Genomic DNA, 20,628 nt, shown 5'->3' with positions numbered 1-20,628 from the left:
CCTATCGGTCTAACCAGGCTATGGAGCTTTACTGCCGTTTCTGTTGGACTGTGCCTGCCGTGACCCTGCAGGCACTGTCACAGGCCAGTCACGGCACAGGGTTAACCTGCGCTTGAACCTGATGAGGAGACAATACATGAGCTTGCAGCATGGCAGCGACAACCAGAAGCCCCGGACCACACCACCTCCGCAGGTGTGCGGTTCGATCATCGATGCGAAGGGGCGCGAAGTACCGATCACCGAGCAGATGATCCAGCAGGCCTGCAAGGCCCTGGAAGAAAGCCGGGTAGAGCGCGTACGTAAAGGTTGATCGGCGAATTCCTTGCAACCCGGCGCTTGCGCCGGGTTTTTATTTGCCTGAATCCTGTACCGGCCCTTTCGCGGGTAAACCCGCTCCCACAGGGACAACACAAGCCTTGAGGTCAGCGGGCTACCTGTGGGAGCGGGTTTACCCGCGAAGAGGCCGGCACAGCTTTCAAAAGGCTGTCAGACCAACACCCCACCCAAGGCACTGACCAGCTGCGCCAACTGCGGCGACTCCCCGCGCAAGCGCACCGCCAGCCCCTCGATCTCGCGCCGTGGCGGGTACTGCTTGCGCAACTGGTCGAACGCTGCACGCTGCTGCTGCGGGTCGTCGCTGAGGCTGCGGCGGAAATCGGCATCGTCGCGGCGTGGGTCGTACACTGCGCGGCAAAGGGTGGCCAAGGCCCAGGCCGGGTCGGTGCTGGCATCCAGTTCGATCTGCGCCAGCGGCGGCCGGGGCAGCAGGTCGGCCAGTTGCACCTGTTCATCCACACCGAGGAAGCGGCACAGCGCCTGGTAGATCTGCGCCGTACCACGCTGGCGGCCGTCGAGGCTGTAGCCGGCAATGTGCGGCGAAGCCAATGTGCACAGGTCGGCCAGTTGCAGGTCGACCTGCGGCTCCCCCTCCCACACATCCAGCACCGCATGCAGGTCTTCGCGGTCCAGCAGCAGTTCGCGCAGGGCGGCGTTGTCCACTACAGGGCCACGGCTGGCGTTGACCAGCCAGGCACCGGGGCGCAACTGCGCCAGCTGCGCCTGGCCCAGCAGGTGCCAGGTCGGGTGCTCGCCGCCACGCTGCAAGGGGGTGTGCAGGCTGATGACATCGCACTGTTGCAGGATGGTCTCGAGGCTGACGTAGTCACCGCCCTCGGCGGCCTGGCGCAGCGGGTCGCATACCAGTACCTTCCAGCCAAGGCCGTGCAGCACCCGCACCAGGCGGCCACCCACCTCACCCGCGCCCACTACGCCATACACGCGCTCGGGCAGTGCCACGCCATCCAGCTCGGCCAGGGTCAGCAGGCTGCCCAGAACGTAATCGACCACGCCGCGGGCATTGCAGCCCGGTGCGCTGCTCCAGCGGATGCCGGCTTCGACAAAGTAGTTCAGGTCGAGGTGGTCGGTGCCGATGGTGCAGGTGCCGACGAAGCGCACGCGGCTGCCTTCGAGCAACTGGCGGTCGACCTTGGTCACCGAGCGCACCAGTAGAATGTCGGCGTCCCTTACGCTGGCGGCATCGAGGCTTCGGCCGGGGTAACGGCGGATTTCGCCGAAACCCTGGAAGAATGCATCGAGCAGCGGGATGTTCTCGTCGGCAACTATCAGCATGGCGCTCTCCTGTCTGGGGAACGCAGTGTAGGCGCAACGCCGGGCGTGTTCCAGAGCGGTTCAGTCGGCTTTCTTGCGGATCCAGTACAGGAAGGTACCGGCGTCTTCCTGCTGCTGCAGCAGTTCGTGGCCTAGGAAGTTGCAGAACTTGGGGATATCGCGGCGGGTCGAGGGGTCGGTGGCGATGACCTTGAGCAGGCCGCCAGCGGCCAGGTTGCGCACGTGCTGGTGCAGCATCATTACCGGTTCCGGGCAGTTCAGGCCGGTGGCGTCGAGGATGGCGTCAGGGGTGAAATCGGTCATGGGGGACTCCGCAAATGATCGCTATTGTCGCGCATCGCGCGACGTGGTCCAAGCACCGCCTGTGAAGACAAGCCCTGAGCTTGCTCTTGCTCTTGCTCTTGCTCTTGCTCTTGCTCTTGCTCTTGCTCTTGCTCTTGCTCTTGCTCTTGCTCTTGCTCTTGCTCTTGCTCTTGCTCTTGCTCTTGCTCTTGCTCTTGCTCTTGCTCTTGCTCTTGCTCTTGCTCTTGCTCTTGATCTTGATCTTCGCGACTTCAGGAGGCCGAGCAGAGGTTTTGCGGAGGGAGGTGACGGGCATGGATGCCCGTCAAGCGCTGAGGCCCCATGGATGGGGCCTGCAGCGCGTACTCCCGGGAGCAAGACCGGCGCGAGGGAACCCCGTAGCGTAGCGGAGGGGCCGGATGATGGGAGCGCAGCGTTTTTTGTCGCGTTTGACAAAAAGTGACTCGCCGTAAGGGCGAAAAGGTGAGTAAGCGTCGCCATCGTAAATGGACTATGCGCGAGATCAAGACCAGTACTTTTCCGCTCTTCGCTCTTCGCTCTTCGCTCTTCGCTCTTCGCTCTTCGCTCTTCGCTTTCAAGCGTGGGCATCAACAACAAGGTCAACATTCATTTTCGAAGGTGGCGCTTATTCACCTTTCCGCCCTTACGGCGGGTCACTTTTTGTCAAACGCGACAAAAAGTAACCAAAAAACGCTGGCTCCTATCATCCGGCCCCTACGCTGCGCTCCGGGGTTCCCTCGCTACGGGCCTGCTCCCGGGAGTACGCGCTGCAGGCCCCATCCATGGGGCCTCAGCGCTTGACGGGCATCCATGCCCGTCACCTCCCTCCGCAGTCCCTTCGCTCGGCCTCCTGAAGTCGCAATCGGCGGCGTCTGAACTATCGCGCGCTTAGAAGCAAAAGCCGAAGCAAGAGCAAGAGCAAGAGCAAGAGCAAGAGCAAGAGCAAAGCGGTTCGCTGTGCTAGCGCGGTTTCAAGTCCAACCGGCGCAGATGGCAGGTCACTTCCTCGCGGTCGTGATACAGCTGCTTGCAAGCAATCGACACCTTGATCTTGCGCGCCTTGAAGGTCGCCTCCATGCGGTCGAGCAGCCGGCGTACCTCGGCATAGCGCTGCTTCATCGGCAGCTTCAGGTTGACCACAGCTTCACGGCACAGCCCCTCGCCCAGCCAGGTCTCGATCAGCGAGGTGGTACGGGCCGGTTTCTCGACGATGTCGCACACCATCCAGTCCACCGGCTGCTTCGGTTGCCAGGTGAAACCATCGGCCATCAGGTGCTGAACCAACCCGGTGTCCATCAGGCTTTCGGCCATCGGCCCGTTGTCGATGGCGGTCACCAGCATGCCCCGGCGCACCAGCTGGTAGGTCCAGCCACCCGGCGAGGCTCCTAGGTCGACACCGGTCATGTCATCGCTCAGGCGCTGCTCCCACTGCTCGCGCGGGATGAACTGGTGCCAGGCCTCTTCCAGTTTGAGCGTCGAGCGGCTGGGCGCCTCGCGGGGGAATTTCAGGCGCGGGATGCCCATGGGCCACAGTGCACTGTTGTTGGCCGGGGCAACACCGGCAAATACCCGGCGGCCGCTGATGAAGGTGAGCAGCAGGCGTGGGCGGCTGGCGTCGTCGACCAGGCGGCCAGCCTTTTCCAGGGCCTTGCGCAGCGGCACCTCGAACTTGCGGCAGAAAGTGGACAGTTCCTTGCCTTCGTTGCTGTCCAGCACCTCCAGCCACAGGCTGCCGAACACCGGGAACCCGGCCAGATGCGCCAGCAGCACACTGATACGGTCGCTTTCCGGCAGTTCGACATAACCGCCACGGGCCCACTGCCGCGGGAAAATCAGCTGGTTGAAGCGCAGTTCCCCCATCAAGCGCTCGGCACCGCCCTCCTCGCTACAGACAAACTCGGCACTGGCACTCTGCGGTTTGCCTTTGGCATAGCCGGCAACGCCCAGGCGGGCGGCATGTTCGCTGATTTCGGCGCACACCTCACCCTCGAAACCGGGCCGGCAATGCATGAACAGGGTATTCATTTCTCACTCCACTACGGCTGGCGCGCCACAGGCGCCGGCAGGGCGGCGATGATAAAGGAAGATCGGAACCTGCGACACGCCCCGCCGGTCCAGAAAAGGGTCAGATGACGCAAAGCGGTCTAACCTGACCTTTCAGCCAGGTCCGTGCCGTGCGGATCGATACACAGCGGTGCCACCGGTAGATCTTGCCAGGCACCGGCGCAGAAGGAGTTGGCAATGCCCTCGCTCGATAGCCTGAATACCCTCAAATCCCTCAAGGTCGGCGACCAGACCTACCACTACTTCAGCCTCACCGAGGCCGCCCGCCAACTGGGCGACCTGCAGCGCCTGCCCATGTCGCTGAAGGTACTGCTGGAAAACCTGCTGCGCTGGGAGGACGGCAAGACTGTCACCGGCGACGACCTGCGCGCGCTCGCCCAATGGCTGGGCGAGCGACGCTCCGACCGCGAGATCCAGTACCGCCCGGCGCGGGTGCTGATGCAGGACTTTACCGGTGTGCCGGCCGTGGTCGACCTGGCCGCCATGCGCGCTGCCATGGCCAAGGCCGGCGGCGACCCGCAGAGGATCAACCCGCTTTCACCCGTGGACCTGGTGATCGACCATTCGGTGATGGTCGACCGCTACGGCACGCCGCAGGCCTTCAGCGAGAACGTCGACATCGAAATGCAGCGCAACGGCGAGCGCTATGCCTTCCTGCGCTGGGGCCAGAGCGCCTTTGACAACTTCCGCGTGGTACCGCCGGGTACTGGTATTTGCCACCAGGTCAACCTCGAATACCTCGGCCGCACCGTCTGGACCCGTGAGGCCGATGGCCGCACCTACGCCTTCCCCGACACCCTGGTCGGTACCGATTCGCATACCACCATGATCAATGGCCTGGGCGTGCTTGGCTGGGGCGTGGGCGGGATCGAAGCGGAGGCAGCCATGCTCGGCCAGCCGGTGTCGATGCTGATCCCTGAAGTGATCGGCTTCAAGCTGACCGGCAAGCTGCGCGAAGGCATCACCGCCACCGACCTGGTGCTGACGGTGACGCAGATGCTGCGCAAGAAGGGCGTGGTGGGCAAGTTCGTCGAGTTCTATGGCGACGGCCTGGCAGAGCTGCCCTTGGCCGACCGGGCAACCATCGCCAACATGGCCCCGGAATACGGTGCCACCTGCGGCTTCTTCCCCGTCGACCAAGTGACCCTGGACTACCTGCGCCTGTCCGGTCGCCCCGAGGCGACGGTGCAATTGGTTGAGCAGTACTGCAAAGCCCAGGGCTTGTGGCGGCAGCCGGGCCAGGAGCCACTGTTCAGCGACAGCCTGGCGCTGGACATGCAAGAGGTCGAGGCCAGCCTGGCCGGGCCCAAGCGGCCGCAGGACCGGGTAGCCCTGGGCCAGGTCAGCCAGGCCTTCGACCACTTCATCGAACTGCAACCCAAACCGCTGGCCAAAGAGGTCAGCCGCCTGGAAAGCGAAGGTGGCGGCGGCGTGGCGGTGGGCAACGCCGACCAGGCTGGGGAGATCGACTACAGCCATCAAGGCCAGACCCACACCCTGCGCGATGGTGCCGTGGTGATTGCCGCAATCACCTCGTGTACCAACACCTCCAACCCCAGCGTGATGATGGCCGCCGGGCTGGTGGCGAAAAAGGCCCTGGAGAAAGGCCTGCAACGCAAACCCTTGGTCAAGAGTTCGCTGGCGCCGGGCTCCAAGGTGGTCACCGACTACTTCAAGGCCGCCGGGCTAACCACCTATCTGGACCAATTGGGGTTCGATCTGGTCGGCTATGGCTGCACAACCTGCATCGGCAACTCCGGCCCGCTGGATGAAGCGATCGAAAAAGCCATCGGCAGCGCCGACCTCACCGTGGCTTCTGTGTTGTCGGGTAACCGCAACTTCGAAGGCCGCGTGCATCCGCTGGTCAAGACCAACTGGCTGGCCTCGCCGCCACTGGTGGTGGCCTATGCCCTGGCCGGCAGCGTACGCCTGGACCTGACCCGCGACCCTCTGGGCACTGGCAAGGATGGTCAACCGGTGTACCTGCGTGACATCTGGCCCAGCCAGCAGGAAATTGCCGCTGCCGTGGCCAAGGTAGACACGGCGATGTTCCACAAGGAATACGCCGAAGTGTTCGCCGGCGATGCACAGTGGCAGGCCATTGAGGTACCGCAGGCGGCCACCTACGTGTGGCAGGCCGATTCTACCTATATCCAGCATCCGCCGTTCTTCGACGACATCGGCGGGCCACCCCCGCAGGTCACCGACATCCAGGGTGCGCGGATCCTGGCACTACTGGGTGACTCGGTGACCACGGACCACATTTCCCCAGCTGGCAACATCAAGGCCGACAGCCCGGCCGGGCGCTACCTGCGTGAGCAGGGCGTCGAGCCCCACGACTTCAACTCCTACGGCTCACGGCGTGGCAACCATGAAGTGATGATGCGCGGCACCTTCGCCAACATCCGCATCCGCAACGAAATGCTGGCGGGCGAAGAAGGTGGCAACACCCTGCACGTGCCCAGTGGCGAGAAGCTGTCGATCTACGACGCGGCCATGCGCTACCAGCAGGAAGGCACGCCGCTGGTGGTGATCGCCGGCCAGGAATATGGCACCGGCTCGAGCCGCGACTGGGCCGCCAAAGGCACCAACCTGCTGGGGGTCAAAGCGGTACTGGCGGAAAGCTTCGAGCGCATTCACCGCTCCAACCTGGTAGGCATGGGCGTACTGCCGCTGCAGTTCAAGGCCGGGCATAACCGCAAGCAACTGGGACTGACCGGCAAGGAGAAGATCGATGTGCTGGGCTTGAACGGTACACAGATCCGCCCGGGCATGAGCCTGCCCTTGCGCATCACCCGCGAGGATGGGCAGCACGAGCAGATCGAGGTGCTGTGCCGGATCGATACCGTGAATGAAGTGGAGTACTTCAAGGCGGGGGGAATATTGCATTATGTGTTGCGGCAGCTGATTGCTGGTTGAGGCGCGTATGCTTGGGGCTGCTGTGCACGCCGATCGCCTGTAGGAGCGGCCTTGTGTCGCGATGGGGCGCGCAGCGGCCCCGCTGGATAGCGGCGGCGAAGCTGAAATTTGGGGCCGCTCTGCGGCCCATCGCGACACAAGGCCGCTCCTACAGACGACGCGTAGCGGCCCGTTTCCGTTTACCCGAAAAGGACCACTCGTGCCTCGCTTCCACCTGATCGCACTTTTACTCCTGGCACTCGGCTACACCCTCGCCCTGAGCCAGGGCAACCTCGGCATCACCACCCTGCCAACCTTTCTCGCCCTGCTTGCCAGCGCCCTGCTCGCTCGCCGCCCCCAGCGCTGGCAACAAGCCCTCGGCCACACGTTGTTCATCCTACTGGCCATAGCCCTGGCATTGCACTGGCTGCCCGGCTTCAACGCTGCCAAGGTCATCGACGGCGTTGTCCTCAGCCCTGGCGCCCTGCCTTTCACGATGTACCTGAACCTGGACAAACCCCTGATCGGCGCCTGGCTGCTGCTGGCCTGCCCTTGGCTGTTCCTGTGGCGCAGCCAGGGCCTGGCGACCAGCCTGCTGTACGCCCTGCCCCTGACACTGCTTGCCTGCCTGGGCGGCGCCTGGGCAATGGGCATGCTGGCCTGGGCCCCGAAATGGCCCGACCAAGCCTGGCTCTGGCTGCTGAACAACCTGCTGCTGGTAAGCCTGACCGAAGAACTGCTATTCCGCGGCTACATCCAGGCCGGCCTGCAACGGCTGCTGCGCCACCAAGGGCTGGCATTGTTCGCCGCCGCCTTGCTGTTCGGCCTGGCCCACCTGGGGGCCGGCTGGCAATGGGTGTACCTGGCAACCCTTGCCGGTATCGGCTACGGCCTGGCGTACCGCTGGGGCGGCGTGGCGGCGGCGGTGCTCTGCCATTTTGGCCTGAACCTGATGCATTTCACCCTGTTCAGCTATCCGATGCTGGCTCTTGGCTAGCCATTCGGTCATCATTCGATTTATCCGTCATTAAACAGCAGTAAAAACGAAATAATGACGCTAAATTGCTTGAACGTGCACGTTGGCTAATCCAGATCGACCGATGGCCAGTTGCCACAGATCAAGCACATTAATTATTCATTCAATAAAACCAGCGGCTTGCCGATATCAGTCGAAAGCCCTGCGGACTATCAACCCATGCGTAACAACCAGCCGATTACCCAGAGAGAACGGACTTTCCCTGCCCAGCAGCGGTTGATCTCCACCACCAATGCCAAAGGTGTGATCACTTACTGCAACGATGCCTTCATCGAGATCAGTGGTTTCACCCGCGAAGAACTGACCGGTGCGCCGCACAACCTGGTGCGCCACCCCGACGTGCCGCCAGCGGTGTTTGCTCACATGTGGCAAACCCTCAAGCAGGGCCAGCCATGGATGGGCATCGTCAAGAACCGCTGCAAGTCCGGCGACCATTACTGGGTCAACGCCTATGTCACGCCGATCTTCGACAACAACCAGGTGGTCGGCTTCGAATCGGTGCGGGTCAAGCCCACCGCCGAGCAGGTCCGCCGCGCCGAGGCGCTGTACAAGCGCATCAACCAGGGCAAGCCGCCGGTACCGCGCCGAGACAAGTGGCTACCGGTGCTGCAGGACTGGTTGCCGTTCATCCTGATCAGCCAGGTGGGCTTCCTGATCGGCAACTGGCTGGGCCATTCCTGGGGCTTCGCCCTGGCTGCCGGGCTTTCCGTACCGCTGGGCCTGCTGGGCCTGAGCTGGCAGCAGCGCGGCCTCAAGCGCCTGCTGCGCCTGGCCGAGCAAACCACCTCCGACCCGCTGATCGCGCAGATGTACACCGACAGCCGGGGCGTGCAGGCGCGCCTGGAAATGGCCATGCTCAGCCAGGACGCGCGCATGAAAACCTGCCTGACCCGCCTGCAGGACAGCGCCGAACACCTCAGCGAACAGGCGCGCCAGTCTGACGCGCTTGCGCACAAGAGCTCTTCGGGCCTGGAGCGCCAGCGGGTGGAGACCGAGCAGGTTGCCGCTGCGGTCAACCAGATGGCCGCCACCACCCAGGAAGTGGCCAACCACGTGCAGCGCACCGCCGATGCCACCCAGGAAGCCAACCGCCTGACCAGCCAGGGCCGGCAGATTGCCGGTGAAACCCGCGAGGCCATCGAGCGCCTGTCGGCGGCGGTGGGCGAAACCGGCCAGACGGTGACGCAACTGGCCAAGGACAGCGACGAGATTGGTGGCGTGGTCGATGTGATCAAGGGCATCGCCGACCAGACCAACCTGCTGGCGCTGAACGCGGCCATCGAAGCGGCACGTGCCGGTGAAATGGGCCGAGGCTTTGCCGTGGTGGCCGACGAAGTGCGCCAGCTGGCCCAGCGCACTGCCGAATCCACCGGGCAGATCCACGGCCTGATCGCCAAGCTGCAACAAACCGCCAGCAATGCCGTACTGACCATGGAAACCGGCCATCGCCAGGCGCAGGAAGGCGTAGACCGTGTGATGCAGGCCGACGAGGCGCTGGTGGGTATCAGTGAAGCGGTGGCCAACATTACCGACATGGCTACCCAGATTGCTGCAGCGACCGAAGAGCAGACTGCAGTGGCTGACGAGATCAGCCGCAACATCAGCACCATCGCCGACCTGGCCGACCAGACTGCCGAACAGGCCCAGCACTCGGCGCTGCTCAGCGAAGAGCTGACCAGTACGGCGGGTACCCAGTACTCGCTGGTGGAGCGGTTCAACCGCTAAGGCGGCTTCCACAGGTACGGCATGCACTTTATACCTGCGCCGTACCTGTGAGAGTAACTGTCTTGCTCAAAATCCAAAAGATTGCGCGATCACTGTGGGAGCGGGTTCACCCGCGAACACCGGCGAAGCCGGTGCCATCCAGCGCGCAGGCTTCTTCGCGGGTGAACCCGCTCCCACAGGGGGCCGCGCAAGCCGTCAGAGTGCATTCACGACAGTTGCTCATGCAACGAGCGCGTGAGCATTACCAATCCAGCTGCAAACAGCTCTCGAAGTAGCGTTCTTCCCCGCTCAGCGGGTCTGCAAAGCGCAGGCTCTGCGCCAGCAACTTCAGCGGCCGCTGGTAGTCGTCCTCGTCGTTGAGAAGCTGCGGATAGAACGGGTCATTGCAGATCCCCGCCCCCAGCGCCGCCATGTGCACGCGCAACTGATGGGTCTTGCCAGTTACCGGCGACAGCCCGTAACGCCAAAGCTCGCCATTCTTTTCCAGCACTTCGGCCAGGGTTTCGCTGTTGGCCTCCCCCTCTACCTCGTGCATGCGGAAAAACGGCTCGCCATGTACCAGGCGACTTTTGTGCACCAGCGGGAAATCGTGCTGCGGCATGGCCGCCGCAATTGCCTGGTAGCGCTTGTCGATGCGTCGTTCGGGGAACAGCCGCTGGTAGGCACTGCGGCTCTGCGGGTTGGCGGAAAACAGCACAAGCCCGGCGGTATGCCGGTCGATACGGTGCAACGGCACCAGATGCGGGTTGCCCAGGCGGCGGATCAGGCGGCGCAGCAAGGTCTGTTCGACGTATTCACCAGTCGGCGTCACAGGCAGGAAATGCGGCTTGTCGGCTACCACCAGGTGCTCATCCACATGCAGTATGGCCTCCTGCACCGGGATCGGCCGCTCGTTCGGCACCTCACGGAAGTAGTGCAATCGCATACCGCGCTTGTAAGGCAGTTCGGCAGAAACCGCCCGCCCTTCGGCATCAAGCACCCGGCCACGAGCAAAACGATCGAGCCACTGGGCGCGGTCGATGGCCTTGAAATGGTCACACAGGCAGTCGAGCACCGTCGCCCAGTTACCGGGGGGCAGGCACACCGTGCTGGCTTGCTGGCGGGCGGGGTCGAAAGGCGTGGTCATGGCAGGGCTCGAAACGTTCACGGCCGCGCATTATCCCCCAAGCCCGCGCCCTCAACCAGCCTGGGCAATGACCTCGCAGCGCTCCTTCAACCAGCGCAACACCTGCACCGGCTCCCAGCGCCCAGGGTCGTAGAGGGCATACAGCAACCCCTGATACCCCACCACATCCAGCCCGCGGTGATAGTCGGCACGCTGGAACAGGGCCTCGATCTCGGCGAAGCAGGTATTGAAGTGAACCTTGCCGAACGGCGTGCGGTCGTCGGTCACAAGGCCTTCGAGGCGCAGTTCCAGAACAGCGTCGGCAACCCGCTCGACGGGCATGCGGTTGACGCTGTACTTGAGTTGCTCGACATTGAGCATGGCTTCACCTCGACACTGTATTTATATACAGCATACGAATATCCCCTTGCCGCCGTCAATGCGCTTCATTGCAGGCCCGGCAGATAGCCGGTGCCTTTACGGATGGTCAACACCTGGCGCCGAGGGGCGCCGCGCGACACGGCCAGGTGCACCCAGTCATCGAATTCGAGGATCAGCTGGTCGAAGGGGATGGTGCTTTCGCTGATCCGTCGCACAACCTCGCGCGGGGTCACTTCAATCACCGTGAAATCAGCCGCCAGCCCCTGCAGATGCTTGCTCGTCAGCGCCCCGCCAATGCGCTGATTGACTGCGGGGCTGCGATAGCCACTGCTGACGATGACCGGTGCGCCGAACAGCGCGCGCACCTGCTCCAGTGCATTGCACAGCAACTGCAGGTTGGCACGCGCCTCGGCTGGAGGATTGTTGTCGAGCCCTTCCCTGGCGGCGAGCTGCGAAACAGTCATTTCATCGAGGGTGAAATGGGGGGTAATGCGCATGGCTGGATTCCTGATGACCGGTGAAGGATGCCGGCCTCAACGTGCCGGCAGCGGATCATCACAACGCTGCACACCGCATGGAGCAGGGACAGACCTCCCCTTGCGCAATTACTGCGCGAGAAACGCCACCACCTGTTCGGCATCGAACGGCCAGTGCAGCTCGGCGCCGTTGTCACAACGGCGCAGCACCGGAATGATCAGGCCATAGCGTTCGAACAGAGTTTCGTTCTCGGCAATGTCGACCAGTTCCACCAGCAGGCCATGATCGACGAAGGGCATCAGCACGGCCTCGGCCACTTCACACAGGTGGCAGCCGAGGGTGCCGAACAGTTGGCATTCAGGCAGCATGGGGGCAAGTCCGCTTTGGCAGGGAGAAACCTATTCTAGGTCCGTCCTGCCCACAGTGCACCTGACCTGGCTCAATCCTGGCTGGTGGCGCCGATACGGTGTAGCGACAGGTCCGCGCCCTGGAATTCCTGCTCATGGCTCAAGCGCAGCCCATGCAACGCGCGGATTGCACCATACACGGCAAAACCGCCGGCCAATGCCACCACCACGCCCATCAGGCTGCCCAGCAATTGGCTGACCAGGCTGACACCGCCCATGCCACCCAGCACCTCCTGGCCGAAGATGCCGCAGGCCATGCCACCCCATACGCCGCACAGGCCATGCAACGGCCACACACCCAGCACATCGTCGATCTTCCAGCGGTTCTGCGCCGCGGTGAAGGTCCAGACGAACAGCGCACCCGCCACCAGGCCGGTGGCCAGCGCACCAATCGGGTGCATCAGGTCGGAACCGGCACAAACCGCTACCAGCCCGGCCAGCGGCCCGTTATGCAGGAAGCCCGGGTCGTTACGCCCGGCCAGCAAAGCCGACAGGGTGCCACCGACCATGGCCATCAGCGAGTTGATCGCCACCAGGCCGCTGACACCTTGCAGGGTCTGGGCACTCATGACGTTGAAGCCGAACCAGCCGATGATCAGGATCCACGACCCCAATGCCAAAAAGGGAATGCTCGACGGGGCAAAAGCCACCAACCGGCCATCGCGGTAGCGCCCACGGCGCGCGCCCAGCAGCAACACCGCCGCCAGCGCCAGCCAGCCACCCATGGCATGCACCACCACCGAGCCGGCAAAATCATGGAACGGCGCGCCGAAGCGTGCCTGCAACCAAGCCTGGACGCCCAGGTTGCCGTTCCACACCACGCCCTCGAAGAACGGGTAGATGAACGCTACGATCAACGCCGTGGCACACAGCTGCGGCACAAATCGCGCCCGCTCTGCGATACCCCCGGAGATGATTGCCGGGATCGCCGCAGCGAAGGTCAGCAGGAAGAAGCACTTGACCAGCGCATAACCATGGTCGGCCGCCAACGCTGCCGCCGGCTGGAAGAAGCTGACCCCGTAGGCGATCCAGTAGCCGATGAAGAAGTACACCAATGCCGAAATAGCGAAGTCGCTGAGAATCTTCGACAAGGCGTTGACCTGGTTCTTGTGGCGTACAGTGCCCACTTCGAGAAACGCGAAGCCGGCATGCATGGCCAGCACCAGGATGGCGCCCATGAGAATGAACAGGGTGTTTGAACCGTGGACCAGAGAGTCCATCGCGCTGTGCATGTTTTCCATGAAATAGGCAGACCTGCTGAAAAAGGCACCAGGACAGTTCAAGAACCTGCATCCCTGCACCGAATCGGTGCCAGCTCCCTGCCCCGTTTCGGTGAACCGGGCGGAGCCTGCTTGGTTTTTTCTTGGGTTTGTCGTGGATTGAGTTAAGGTTTATCGGTATCCGCTGCGCTGACGCCCTGAATCGGCGCAATACCCGACCAGGGCGCCCCGCAACGTGGCAAAGCCTTAGCAAGGCCCATACCAGCGCCGGTACTTGAACCTTCCGCGCGTGCTATCACTCGAACTACCAACACTCATCGACAGGGAGATACCCATGGCCAGCAAATCGGCAAAGACTGCACAAGAGATATTGATGGCTGACTTCCAGGCACTGGTCCGCGACACCGAGAAGCTGCTGGCCGACACTGCCAACCTGGCAGGCGACCAGGCTGACGAGTTGCGTGAACAGATCCACGACCGCCTGACCCAGGCCCGCGAAACCCTGCAACTGACCCAGGACTCGGTGCGGGAACGCGGCCAGGCAGCATTGAGCAGTGCCGAACAGTACGTGCAGGAAAAACCGTGGCAGGCGATCGGCATTGCCGCTGGCGTCGGCCTGTTGATCGGCCTGCTGGCCAACCGGCGCTGAGGGGTTTCCATGGAGAACGACGCCAACGGCGCCAGCGCCTCGGGCAAGCGCCTGGGGGCGGCTGCCCTGGGGCTGCTGCACAGCCACATCGAACTGTTCGGCATCGAATTGCAGGAGCAGAAGGGCCGCACCTTGAGCCTGCTGCTGTTCGCCGGCCTCGCCCTGGTGTTCGCCCTGCTTCTGCTGACGGCGTTGTCCGGGCTGTTGCTGGTGCTGCTGTGGGATAGCTATCGCCTGGCCGGCATCATTGGCCTGTGCGTGTTCTACGGCATAGCCGCGCTGTATTGCGGCTTGCGCTTGAAGGCCGCGGTGTTCGACGAGTCGTCGCCCTTCGGCGCCACCCTCGAGGAACTTGCCAAGGACCGGGAGCGCCTGTTGCCATGAGCCTGCCAGAACTGCCAAACACCCGTAACCCGCGCGAACTGCGCAAGGCGCTGCTGCGCCTGCGCATGGAAATGCACCGCCAGGAAATCCGCCACGAATCCGCGCAGTTGCTTGAGCCACTGCGCCGCGTGCGCGGCATGGGCAGCTCGCTGCACGACGGGCTGGGCATCAAGCATGCGCCGCTGTGGGGGATTGGCGCCGTGGTGGCGCTGGGCTTCCTCACCGGCAAGGGCGTGCGCAGCGGCAACCTGGCGCGGCTGTTGCGCCTGGGCACCAGCCTGCTGCCGTTGCTGCGCCTGTACCTGCAAGGCAGCCGCCGCCCCTGACCATCGCGATCCTTGTAGGAGCAGCCTTGTGCTGCGAAGAGGCCGGGAGCGGCGAGGAATTTGTATCGATCAAACGGACCTCTTCGCAGCACAAGGCTGCTCCTACAGGATATGCTGCTGCCTTCGACCTACAGGAGACCGCGCCTTGGACTGGCACACCCTGCTCACCCGCGAACGCCTGGGCAAAGCCCTGTACAGCGCCGATGAACTCGGGCGCAGCCCCTTCCACAAAGACCACGACCGCATCATCTTCTCCGGTGCCTTTCGCCGCCTCGGGCGCAAGACCCAGGTGCACCCGGTTTCGAGCAACGACCATATCCATACACGCCTGACCCACTCGCTGGAAGTCAGCTGCGTCGGCCGCTCGCTGGGCATGCGCGTCGGCGAAACCCTGCGCGACAGCCTGCCGGACTGGTGCGCCCCCAGCGACCTGGGGATGATCGTGCAATCGGCCTGCCTGGCCCATGACATCGGCAACCCACCGTTCGGCCACTCTGGCGAAGACGCCATCCGGCACTGGTTCCAGCAGGCCGCCGGGCGTGGCTGGCTGGACGACATGAGCGACGACGAGCGCGCCGACTTCCTCAACTTCGAAGGTAACGCCCAAGGCTTTCGCGTACTCACCCAGCTGGAGTACCACCAGTTCGACGGCGGTACCCGGCTGACCTATGCCACCCTCGGCACTTACCTGAAATACCCGTGGAGCGCACGCCACGCCGACGCCCTGGGCTACAAGAAGCACAAGTTCGGCAGTTACCAGAGCGAACTGCCGCTGCTCGAGCAGATCGCCCGCAAGCTCGGCCTGCCGCAACTGGAACACCAACGCTGGGCGCGCCACCCGCTGGTCTACCTGATGGAGGCTGCAGATGACATCTGCTACGCGCTGATCGACCTGGAAGACGGCCTGGAAATGGAGCTGCTGCAATACGCCGAAGTCGAAGCACTGCTGCTCAACCTGGTCGGCGATGATCTGCCGGAAACCTACCGTCAGCTCGGCCCTGGCGATTCCCGGCGGCGCAAGCTGGCGATCCTGCGTGGCAAGGCCATCGAGCACCTGACCAATGCTGCCGCCCGTGCCTTCGTCGAGCAGCAGCAAGCCTTGCTGGCCGGGCAGCTGGCGGGCGACCTGGTCGAACACATGCACGGCCCGGCCAAGCGCTGCGTGCTGCAGGCCAAGGACATGGCACGCAACAAGATCTTCCAGGACAAGCGCAAGACCCTGCACGAGATCGGCGCCTACACCACGCTGGAAATCTTGCTGAACACCTTCTGCGGGGCTGCCCTCGAGCAGCACGGTGGACGCACGCCCTCATTCAAGAGCCGCCGGGTACTGGATCTGATCGGCAACAATGCCCCCGACCCACACGGCTCGCTGCACAGCGCCTTCCTGCGCATGATCGACTTCATCGCGGGGATGACCGACAGCTATGCCAGTGAAATGGCCCGGGAAATGACCGGGCGCTCCAGCCCGACCTGAGCCCTGCCGGTGCAGCCCGGACATCGCCCGTAGCTGCACCGCACATTGTGGGAAACTTCCTACATATACTGGCGATAAGTTAAACGGCACGAATAAAAGTAAATGAAAAGTTACCAATCACGCTTTGACAATGAATTAAACGCGCTTATTTCGTAGCCCGAATTGTTTTATCTTGTAAGCCATTTCCCATATAGGGCTAATAGCCCTTCCTCGCATGCCCGATGACTTTCAACTGCGATAAGGTGCCGCCTGTCACCCTCAATCGCCCGCAGGGAAGTTGAACATGCATTCCATATTTATCGTCGACGACCATCCCGTCATCCGCCTGGCCGTTCGTATGTTGCTGGAAAACCAGAATTACAAGATTGTCGGCGAGTCGGACAACGGCGTGGACGCCATGCAGATGATTCGCGAAGCCGCTCCAGACCTGGTCATCCTCGACATCAGTATCCCCAAACTGGACGGGCTGGAGGTGCTTGCCCGGTTCCAGGCCATGGCCTTGCCCCTGAAGGTACTGGTACTGACCGCGCAATCTCCCGCATTGTTTGCCGTACGCTGCATGCACTCGGGTGCTGCAGGCTATGTGTGCAAGCAGGAGGACCTGAGCGAACTGCTCAGTGCAGTAAAGGCCGTGCTGGCTGGTTACAACTATTTCCCCAGCCAGGCAATCAAGCATAACCAGGCGGTAGATGCCGACCTGCAACTTTTCCGTCAGGTGAATGACCGCGAACTGATGGTGCTGCAACTATTCGCCCAAGGCCGCAGCAACAAGGAAATTGCCAAAGGCATGTTCCTCAGCAGCAAGACCGTCAGTACCTACAAGAAGCGCCTCATGCACAAACTTCAGGTCAATACGCTGGTCGATCTGATTGAAATGGCCAAACGCAACGCGCTGGTCTGAGGGTAGTCATGGCGCACAGTATCGCTCGCCTACTGCTCACCCTGCTCCTGTTCAGCGGCGTGGCACAGGCTACCCATCACGAGGCTTCATCCTATACCTTGCTGGCACGCTCATCGGCCAGGCCGGCATTACCAGCGCTCACGGACGAACAACGGCAATGGCTCGAAGGCCGTCAGGAACTGGTGCTGGGTACCTCGGCACCAGACTACCCGCCGTTCGACATCACCAGTGGGGGCCGCGACTACCAGGGCCTTACCGCCGAGTACGCAAGCCTGATCGGCAAGGCCCTGCAGTTGCCCGTGCGGGTGCTGCGCTTTTCCAGCCGGCAAGCGGCGGTCGAGGCGCTCCGGCAGGGCGATATCGACCTCCTTGGCAGCTCCAACGGCTACGAAGCGGCCAGCGATGGCCTGGCCCTGTCGGCCCCCTATGCCATCGACCAACCGGTGCTGGTAACGCGCGAGGACGAAAGCCGGGCGCTGGACACGGGCCTGGGCGGCATGCGCCTGGGCATGCTCTACCATTACCTGCCCCGGCAGGAGGTGAACAGCGCCTACCCCAAGGCCGAGCTTCTGGCCTTCGGCTCGTCCAGCCAGGCCCTGAGTGCCGTGGCGTTCGGCCAGGCCGACGTGTTCATCGGTGATACCATTTCCACCCACTACCAGCTCAATCGCGGCCACCTGCCGCGCCTGCGCATGGCCAGTTTCGGCAAGCACGAGGCCATCGGCTTCGGTTTTGCCCTGCGCCGCGAGGACCGGGTCCTGATGGATCTGGTGAACGCCACCCTGGACAGACAGACCTCGGCCATACGCGCCAGCATCTTCAAGCGCTGGAGCGCTGGTAGCGACCTGCTGCTGACCGACCGCAAGCTGCAACTGACCGACACCGAAGAACAATGGCTGAAAGACCACCCGGTGATGCGCGTTGCAATCGATGACACCGCTGCACCGGTCTCCTATTTCGACGGCTCGGGGCATTTTCGCGGCATCACCGCCGACCTGCTCGAGCTCCTTCGCCTGCGCACCGGTTTGCGTTTCGAAGTGCAGCGCGCCAGCGGCCTTGCCGACATGATTGCCCGCCTCAAGGATGGCCGCGCCGATGTCATTGCTGCACTGGCCAGCGGCGGGATGAACGAAGACGACCTGCAAATCAGCCAACCCTACCTGGAAAGCGCCTATGTGCTGGTCAGCCGCAAGGACAAACAACCCTTCACCTCGCTGGAACAGCTGCAGGGTCATCGCATCGCCATTACCCGCTACAGTGCCATGGACGCCATGCTGTCGCGGCACTATCCGCAAATCGGCTGGGTCGAGACCGAAAGCTCGTTCTATTCCATGGCGTTGCTCAACAGTGGTGCCGTCGATGCGGTGATCACCACCTTGATCGACGCCAACCACGCCCTGGCTGGCAATCCCGAACTGGTCATCCGGGCCACCGTCGGCAGCGAACCCGCCACCTTCGCCATGGCCACCAGCGCCCCGTCACAAGCGCTGGTGTCGATCCTCGACAAGGCGCTGCTGAGCATCTCGCCGGAAGAACTCGGGGTCATCAACAACCGTTGGCGCGGCTTCAGCCTGCACGAGGATGGCAACGACCACGGCTACCGCCGGCTGGCGATACAGGTGGTACTGGGCACCGCCGTGCTGTTGCTGCTGGCCTTGTTGTGGAATGCCCGCCTGCGCCTGCAGATTCGCCAGCGGCAACGCGCCGAACGGGCGCTGAACGACCAGTTGGCGTTCATGCGCGCCCTCCTCAACGGCACGCCCCACCCCATGTACGTGCGTGATCGCGAGGGCCGACTGCAAAGCTGCAACTACAGCTACCTGGAAGCCGTGCAGGCCCGCTCCGAGGAGGTCATCGGCAAAAACCTGGAGGGGAGCCTGTTCGCCGATTACGAGCAGACCCGGCAGATCCACGCCGATTATCTGAAGGTGATGGCCGAAGGCTCGCCGCTGATCATGGACCGGCCACTTCGGATCCAGGGCCGGGAGATGACCATCTACCACTGGATTCTGCCGTACCGCGACTCACTGGGTGAGGTGCAGGGCATCATCGGTGGCTGGATCGACATCAGCGAGCGCCGCCATCTGGTCATGGAGCTGCGCCAGGCCAAGCAGCAGGCCGATGATGCGAACCGCGCCAAAAGCACGTTCCTGGCCACCATCAGCCACGAAATCCGCACCCCGATGAATGCCGTCATCGGCATGCTCGAGCTGGCAGTCAAGCGCGCCGACCAAGGCCGTGTAGACCGCTGTGCGCTGGAGCTGGCCCACCATTCGGCCAAGGACCTGCTGGGCCTGATCGGCGATATCCTCGACATTGTGCGCATCGAGTCCGGGCATTTGTCCCTCGCCCCGGAGGCCGTCGACCTGGCGGCCCTGGTCGAGTCGGTGGGGCGCATTTTCGAGGGCCAGGCCCGGCAGAAAGGCCTGGCCCTGGAGGTGATCATCGCACCGGCCGCCCGCTGCCATGCCATGCTCGACCCCCTGCGTTTCAAGCAAGTCCTGTCCAACCTGGTAAGCAACGCCATCAAGTTCACCGAGCATGGCCAGGTGCGCATATGCGTCGGCCTGGTGGACGACGGCAGCACTACCCCCGCAGTGCTGGAGCTGGAAGTGCGCGACAGTGGCATCGGTATCCACGCCGACGACCTGCAGCGCCTGTTCAATCCGTTCATCCAGGCCAACCCGCATAGCCAGAGCGCCCGTGCAGGTACCGGGCTGGGCCTGGCCATCTGTCGCAACCTCTGCGAGATGATGGGCGGCAGCCTGACCATAAAGAGCCTGGAGGATGTCGGCACCCAGGTGCGCCTGAAGATGCCGCTGCTGCGGGTTGACGCAGCAGCGCAGCCGGCCCCGCTGATCGAAAACCTCGACGTGCCCGACCCACGGCTGAGCGTGCTGGTGATCGACGACCACCCGGCCAACCTGCAACTGATGGCACAGCAGCTTGGCTACCTGGGGCTTGAGCACACCAGCGCCCAAGACGGTCGCGAAGGCCTGGCTACCTGGCGGGCGGGCGACTTCGATGTGCTGGTGCTCGACTGCAACATGCCGCACATGAACGGTTACCAGCTGGCCACTGCCGTACGTACCGAGGAACGCCATGGCAAGCGGCAGCGCTGCACCATTCTCGGCTACACCGCCAACGCACAGCCGGAGGTACGCCGCAAGTGCCTGAGCGCCGGCATGGACGACTGCCTGCTCAAGCCCATCAGCCTGGGCACGCTCAGCCAGCGTCTTGCCAATATCCGCCCACGCTGCCAGCAGAAACCGCGCCGCAAGCTCTACCACCTGGACGGCCTGGCCACGGTGGTCGGGCATGACCCGAACGATCGCCAGCGTTTCCTGCAGGCGTTGCAGCAGAGCCTGCAGGCCGACCTGGCCACCTTGATGGCATTGCATCCGCAGCATGACAGCGATGCCATTGCCGAACAGGCGCACAAGGTGCTCAGTGCCGCGCGGATGCTGGAAGCCCCCGAGCTGATGAAAGCTTGCGAAGCCCTCGAGGCAAGCGGCTTGCCTACCATCCAGTTACGCCTGCGGCGCCAGGCACTGGCGCGGCATATGTGCCGGGTAGAACGTGCCCTGGCCAGGGAACTGGCCACAGGTACCTGCACACAGGCAGGCAGCCAGGCGTGTTAACTGGT

Annotated in this window: 19 protein-coding genes; 10 read left to right on the top strand and 9 right to left on the bottom strand. The window is 63.3% G+C overall.

Annotated elements, in window-relative coordinates; all coding sequences use genetic code 11:
- Positions 1-136: 136 nt before the first annotated feature.
- The gene (locus M1D87_RS08335) at positions 137-310 is read left to right on the top strand and encodes a PA1571 family protein (RefSeq protein WP_013971693.1); all 174 of its coding nucleotides are present in this window, start codon (positions 137-139) and stop codon (positions 308-310) included.
- 176 nt (positions 311-486) lie between these two features.
- Here M1D87_RS08335 and pdxB read toward each other — a convergent pair whose 3' ends face one another.
- The 4 genes from pdxB to rlmM all read right to left on the bottom strand — a co-directional run bounded on the left by pdxB (position 487) and on the right by rlmM (position 3,957).
- Complete coding sequence (pdxB, locus tag M1D87_RS08330) at positions 487-1,629, bottom strand: 4-phosphoerythronate dehydrogenase PdxB (protein WP_123085242.1); 1,143 nt, start codon at positions 1,627-1,629, stop codon at positions 487-489.
- Between the two features lie 60 nt (positions 1,630-1,689).
- A complete protein-coding gene (tusA, locus tag M1D87_RS08325) occupies positions 1,690-1,932 on the bottom strand; it encodes a sulfurtransferase TusA (protein ID WP_003248727.1) in 243 nt (80 codons plus the stop codon).
- Positions 1,913-2,227: a hypothetical protein gene (locus tag M1D87_RS08320; protein WP_461241469.1), complete on the bottom strand. Its 315-nt coding sequence runs from the start codon at positions 2,225-2,227 to the stop codon at positions 1,913-1,915. Before M1D87_RS08320 ends, tusA begins: the two co-directional genes overlap by 20 nt.
- A gap of 665 nt (positions 2,228-2,892) precedes the next feature.
- Complete coding sequence (rlmM, locus tag M1D87_RS08315; protein ID WP_123085917.1) at positions 2,893-3,957, bottom strand: 23S rRNA (cytidine(2498)-2'-O)-methyltransferase RlmM; 1,065 nt, start codon at positions 3,955-3,957, stop codon at positions 2,893-2,895.
- A 216-nt stretch (positions 3,958-4,173) separates the two neighbouring features.
- Between rlmM and acnA the strand changes: the two genes are divergently transcribed.
- From acnA to M1D87_RS08300, 3 genes are all read left to right on the top strand, one after another.
- The gene (acnA, locus tag M1D87_RS08310) at positions 4,174-6,915 is read left to right on the top strand and encodes an aconitate hydratase AcnA (protein WP_421091694.1); all 2,742 of its coding nucleotides are present in this window, start codon (positions 4,174-4,176) and stop codon (positions 6,913-6,915) included.
- A gap of 199 nt (positions 6,916-7,114) precedes the next feature.
- Positions 7,115-7,891 (top strand): CPBP family intramembrane glutamic endopeptidase, encoded by a 777-nt coding sequence (locus tag M1D87_RS08305; RefSeq protein WP_123085918.1) that lies wholly within the window; start codon positions 7,115-7,117, stop codon positions 7,889-7,891.
- Positions 7,892-8,089: 198 nt separating this feature from the next.
- Positions 8,090-9,655 (top strand): methyl-accepting chemotaxis protein, encoded by a 1,566-nt coding sequence (locus M1D87_RS08300; protein WP_123085919.1) that lies wholly within the window; start codon positions 8,090-8,092, stop codon positions 9,653-9,655.
- A gap of 241 nt (positions 9,656-9,896) precedes the next feature.
- Here M1D87_RS08300 and M1D87_RS08295 read toward each other — a convergent pair whose 3' ends face one another.
- The 5 genes from M1D87_RS08295 to M1D87_RS08275 form a co-directional block, all read right to left on the bottom strand.
- Entirely contained in the window at positions 9,897-10,781 is an 885-nt protein-coding gene (locus M1D87_RS08295) for a pseudouridine synthase (protein ID WP_015269509.1), read from the bottom strand.
- A gap of 51 nt (positions 10,782-10,832) precedes the next feature.
- Positions 10,833-11,141 (bottom strand): transcriptional regulator, encoded by a 309-nt coding sequence (locus M1D87_RS08290; RefSeq protein ID WP_421091695.1) that lies wholly within the window; start codon positions 11,139-11,141, stop codon positions 10,833-10,835.
- Between the two features lie 65 nt (positions 11,142-11,206).
- Positions 11,207-11,638 (bottom strand): D-Ala-D-Ala carboxypeptidase family metallohydrolase, encoded by a 432-nt coding sequence (locus tag M1D87_RS08285; RefSeq protein ID WP_123085920.1) that lies wholly within the window; start codon positions 11,636-11,638, stop codon positions 11,207-11,209.
- Between the two features lie 108 nt (positions 11,639-11,746).
- Positions 11,747-11,986, bottom strand: a complete 240-nt coding sequence (locus M1D87_RS08280) for a glutaredoxin family protein (protein ID WP_004376101.1) — start codon at positions 11,984-11,986, stop codon at positions 11,747-11,749.
- Positions 11,987-12,057: 71 nt separating this feature from the next.
- Positions 12,058-13,266 carry an ammonium transporter gene (locus tag M1D87_RS08275; RefSeq protein WP_015269506.1) on the bottom strand — a complete coding sequence of 403 codons (1,209 nt, stop codon included), beginning with the start codon at positions 13,264-13,266 and terminating at the stop codon, positions 12,058-12,060.
- A gap of 313 nt (positions 13,267-13,579) precedes the next feature.
- On the opposite strand from M1D87_RS08275, the gene M1D87_RS08270 reads away from it, so the two are divergent.
- The 6 genes from M1D87_RS08270 (at position 13,580) to M1D87_RS08245 (ending at position 20,623) form a co-directional block, all read left to right on the top strand.
- Positions 13,580-13,894 carry an ElaB/YgaM/YqjD family protein gene (locus tag M1D87_RS08270; protein WP_013971684.1) on the top strand — a complete coding sequence of 105 codons (315 nt, stop codon included), beginning with the start codon at positions 13,580-13,582 and terminating at the stop codon, positions 13,892-13,894.
- 9 nt (positions 13,895-13,903) lie between these two features.
- Positions 13,904-14,278 carry a phage holin family protein gene (locus tag M1D87_RS08265; RefSeq protein WP_013971683.1) on the top strand — a complete coding sequence of 125 codons (375 nt, stop codon included), beginning with the start codon at positions 13,904-13,906 and terminating at the stop codon, positions 14,276-14,278.
- Positions 14,275-14,604 carry a hypothetical protein gene (locus M1D87_RS08260; protein ID WP_013971682.1) on the top strand — a complete coding sequence of 110 codons (330 nt, stop codon included), beginning with the start codon at positions 14,275-14,277 and terminating at the stop codon, positions 14,602-14,604. Before M1D87_RS08265 ends, M1D87_RS08260 begins: the two co-directional genes overlap by 4 nt.
- A 145-nt stretch (positions 14,605-14,749) precedes the next feature.
- Positions 14,750-16,081 (top strand): deoxyguanosinetriphosphate triphosphohydrolase, encoded by a 1,332-nt coding sequence (locus M1D87_RS08255; RefSeq protein WP_421091696.1) that lies wholly within the window; start codon positions 14,750-14,752, stop codon positions 16,079-16,081.
- Positions 16,082-16,364: 283 nt separating this feature from the next.
- A complete protein-coding gene (locus M1D87_RS08250; RefSeq protein ID WP_015269505.1) occupies positions 16,365-16,982 on the top strand; it encodes a response regulator transcription factor in 618 nt (205 codons plus the stop codon).
- A gap of 8 nt (positions 16,983-16,990) precedes the next feature.
- Positions 16,991-20,623, top strand: coding sequence for an ATP-binding protein (locus M1D87_RS08245; protein WP_123085921.1), 3,633 nt, complete (start codon positions 16,991-16,993; stop codon positions 20,621-20,623).
- Positions 20,624-20,628: the final 5 nt, after the last annotated feature.

The organism is Pseudomonas sp. SA233 (assembly GCF_054792385.1).
This window is presented reverse-complemented; position numbering and strand designations above follow the sequence as displayed.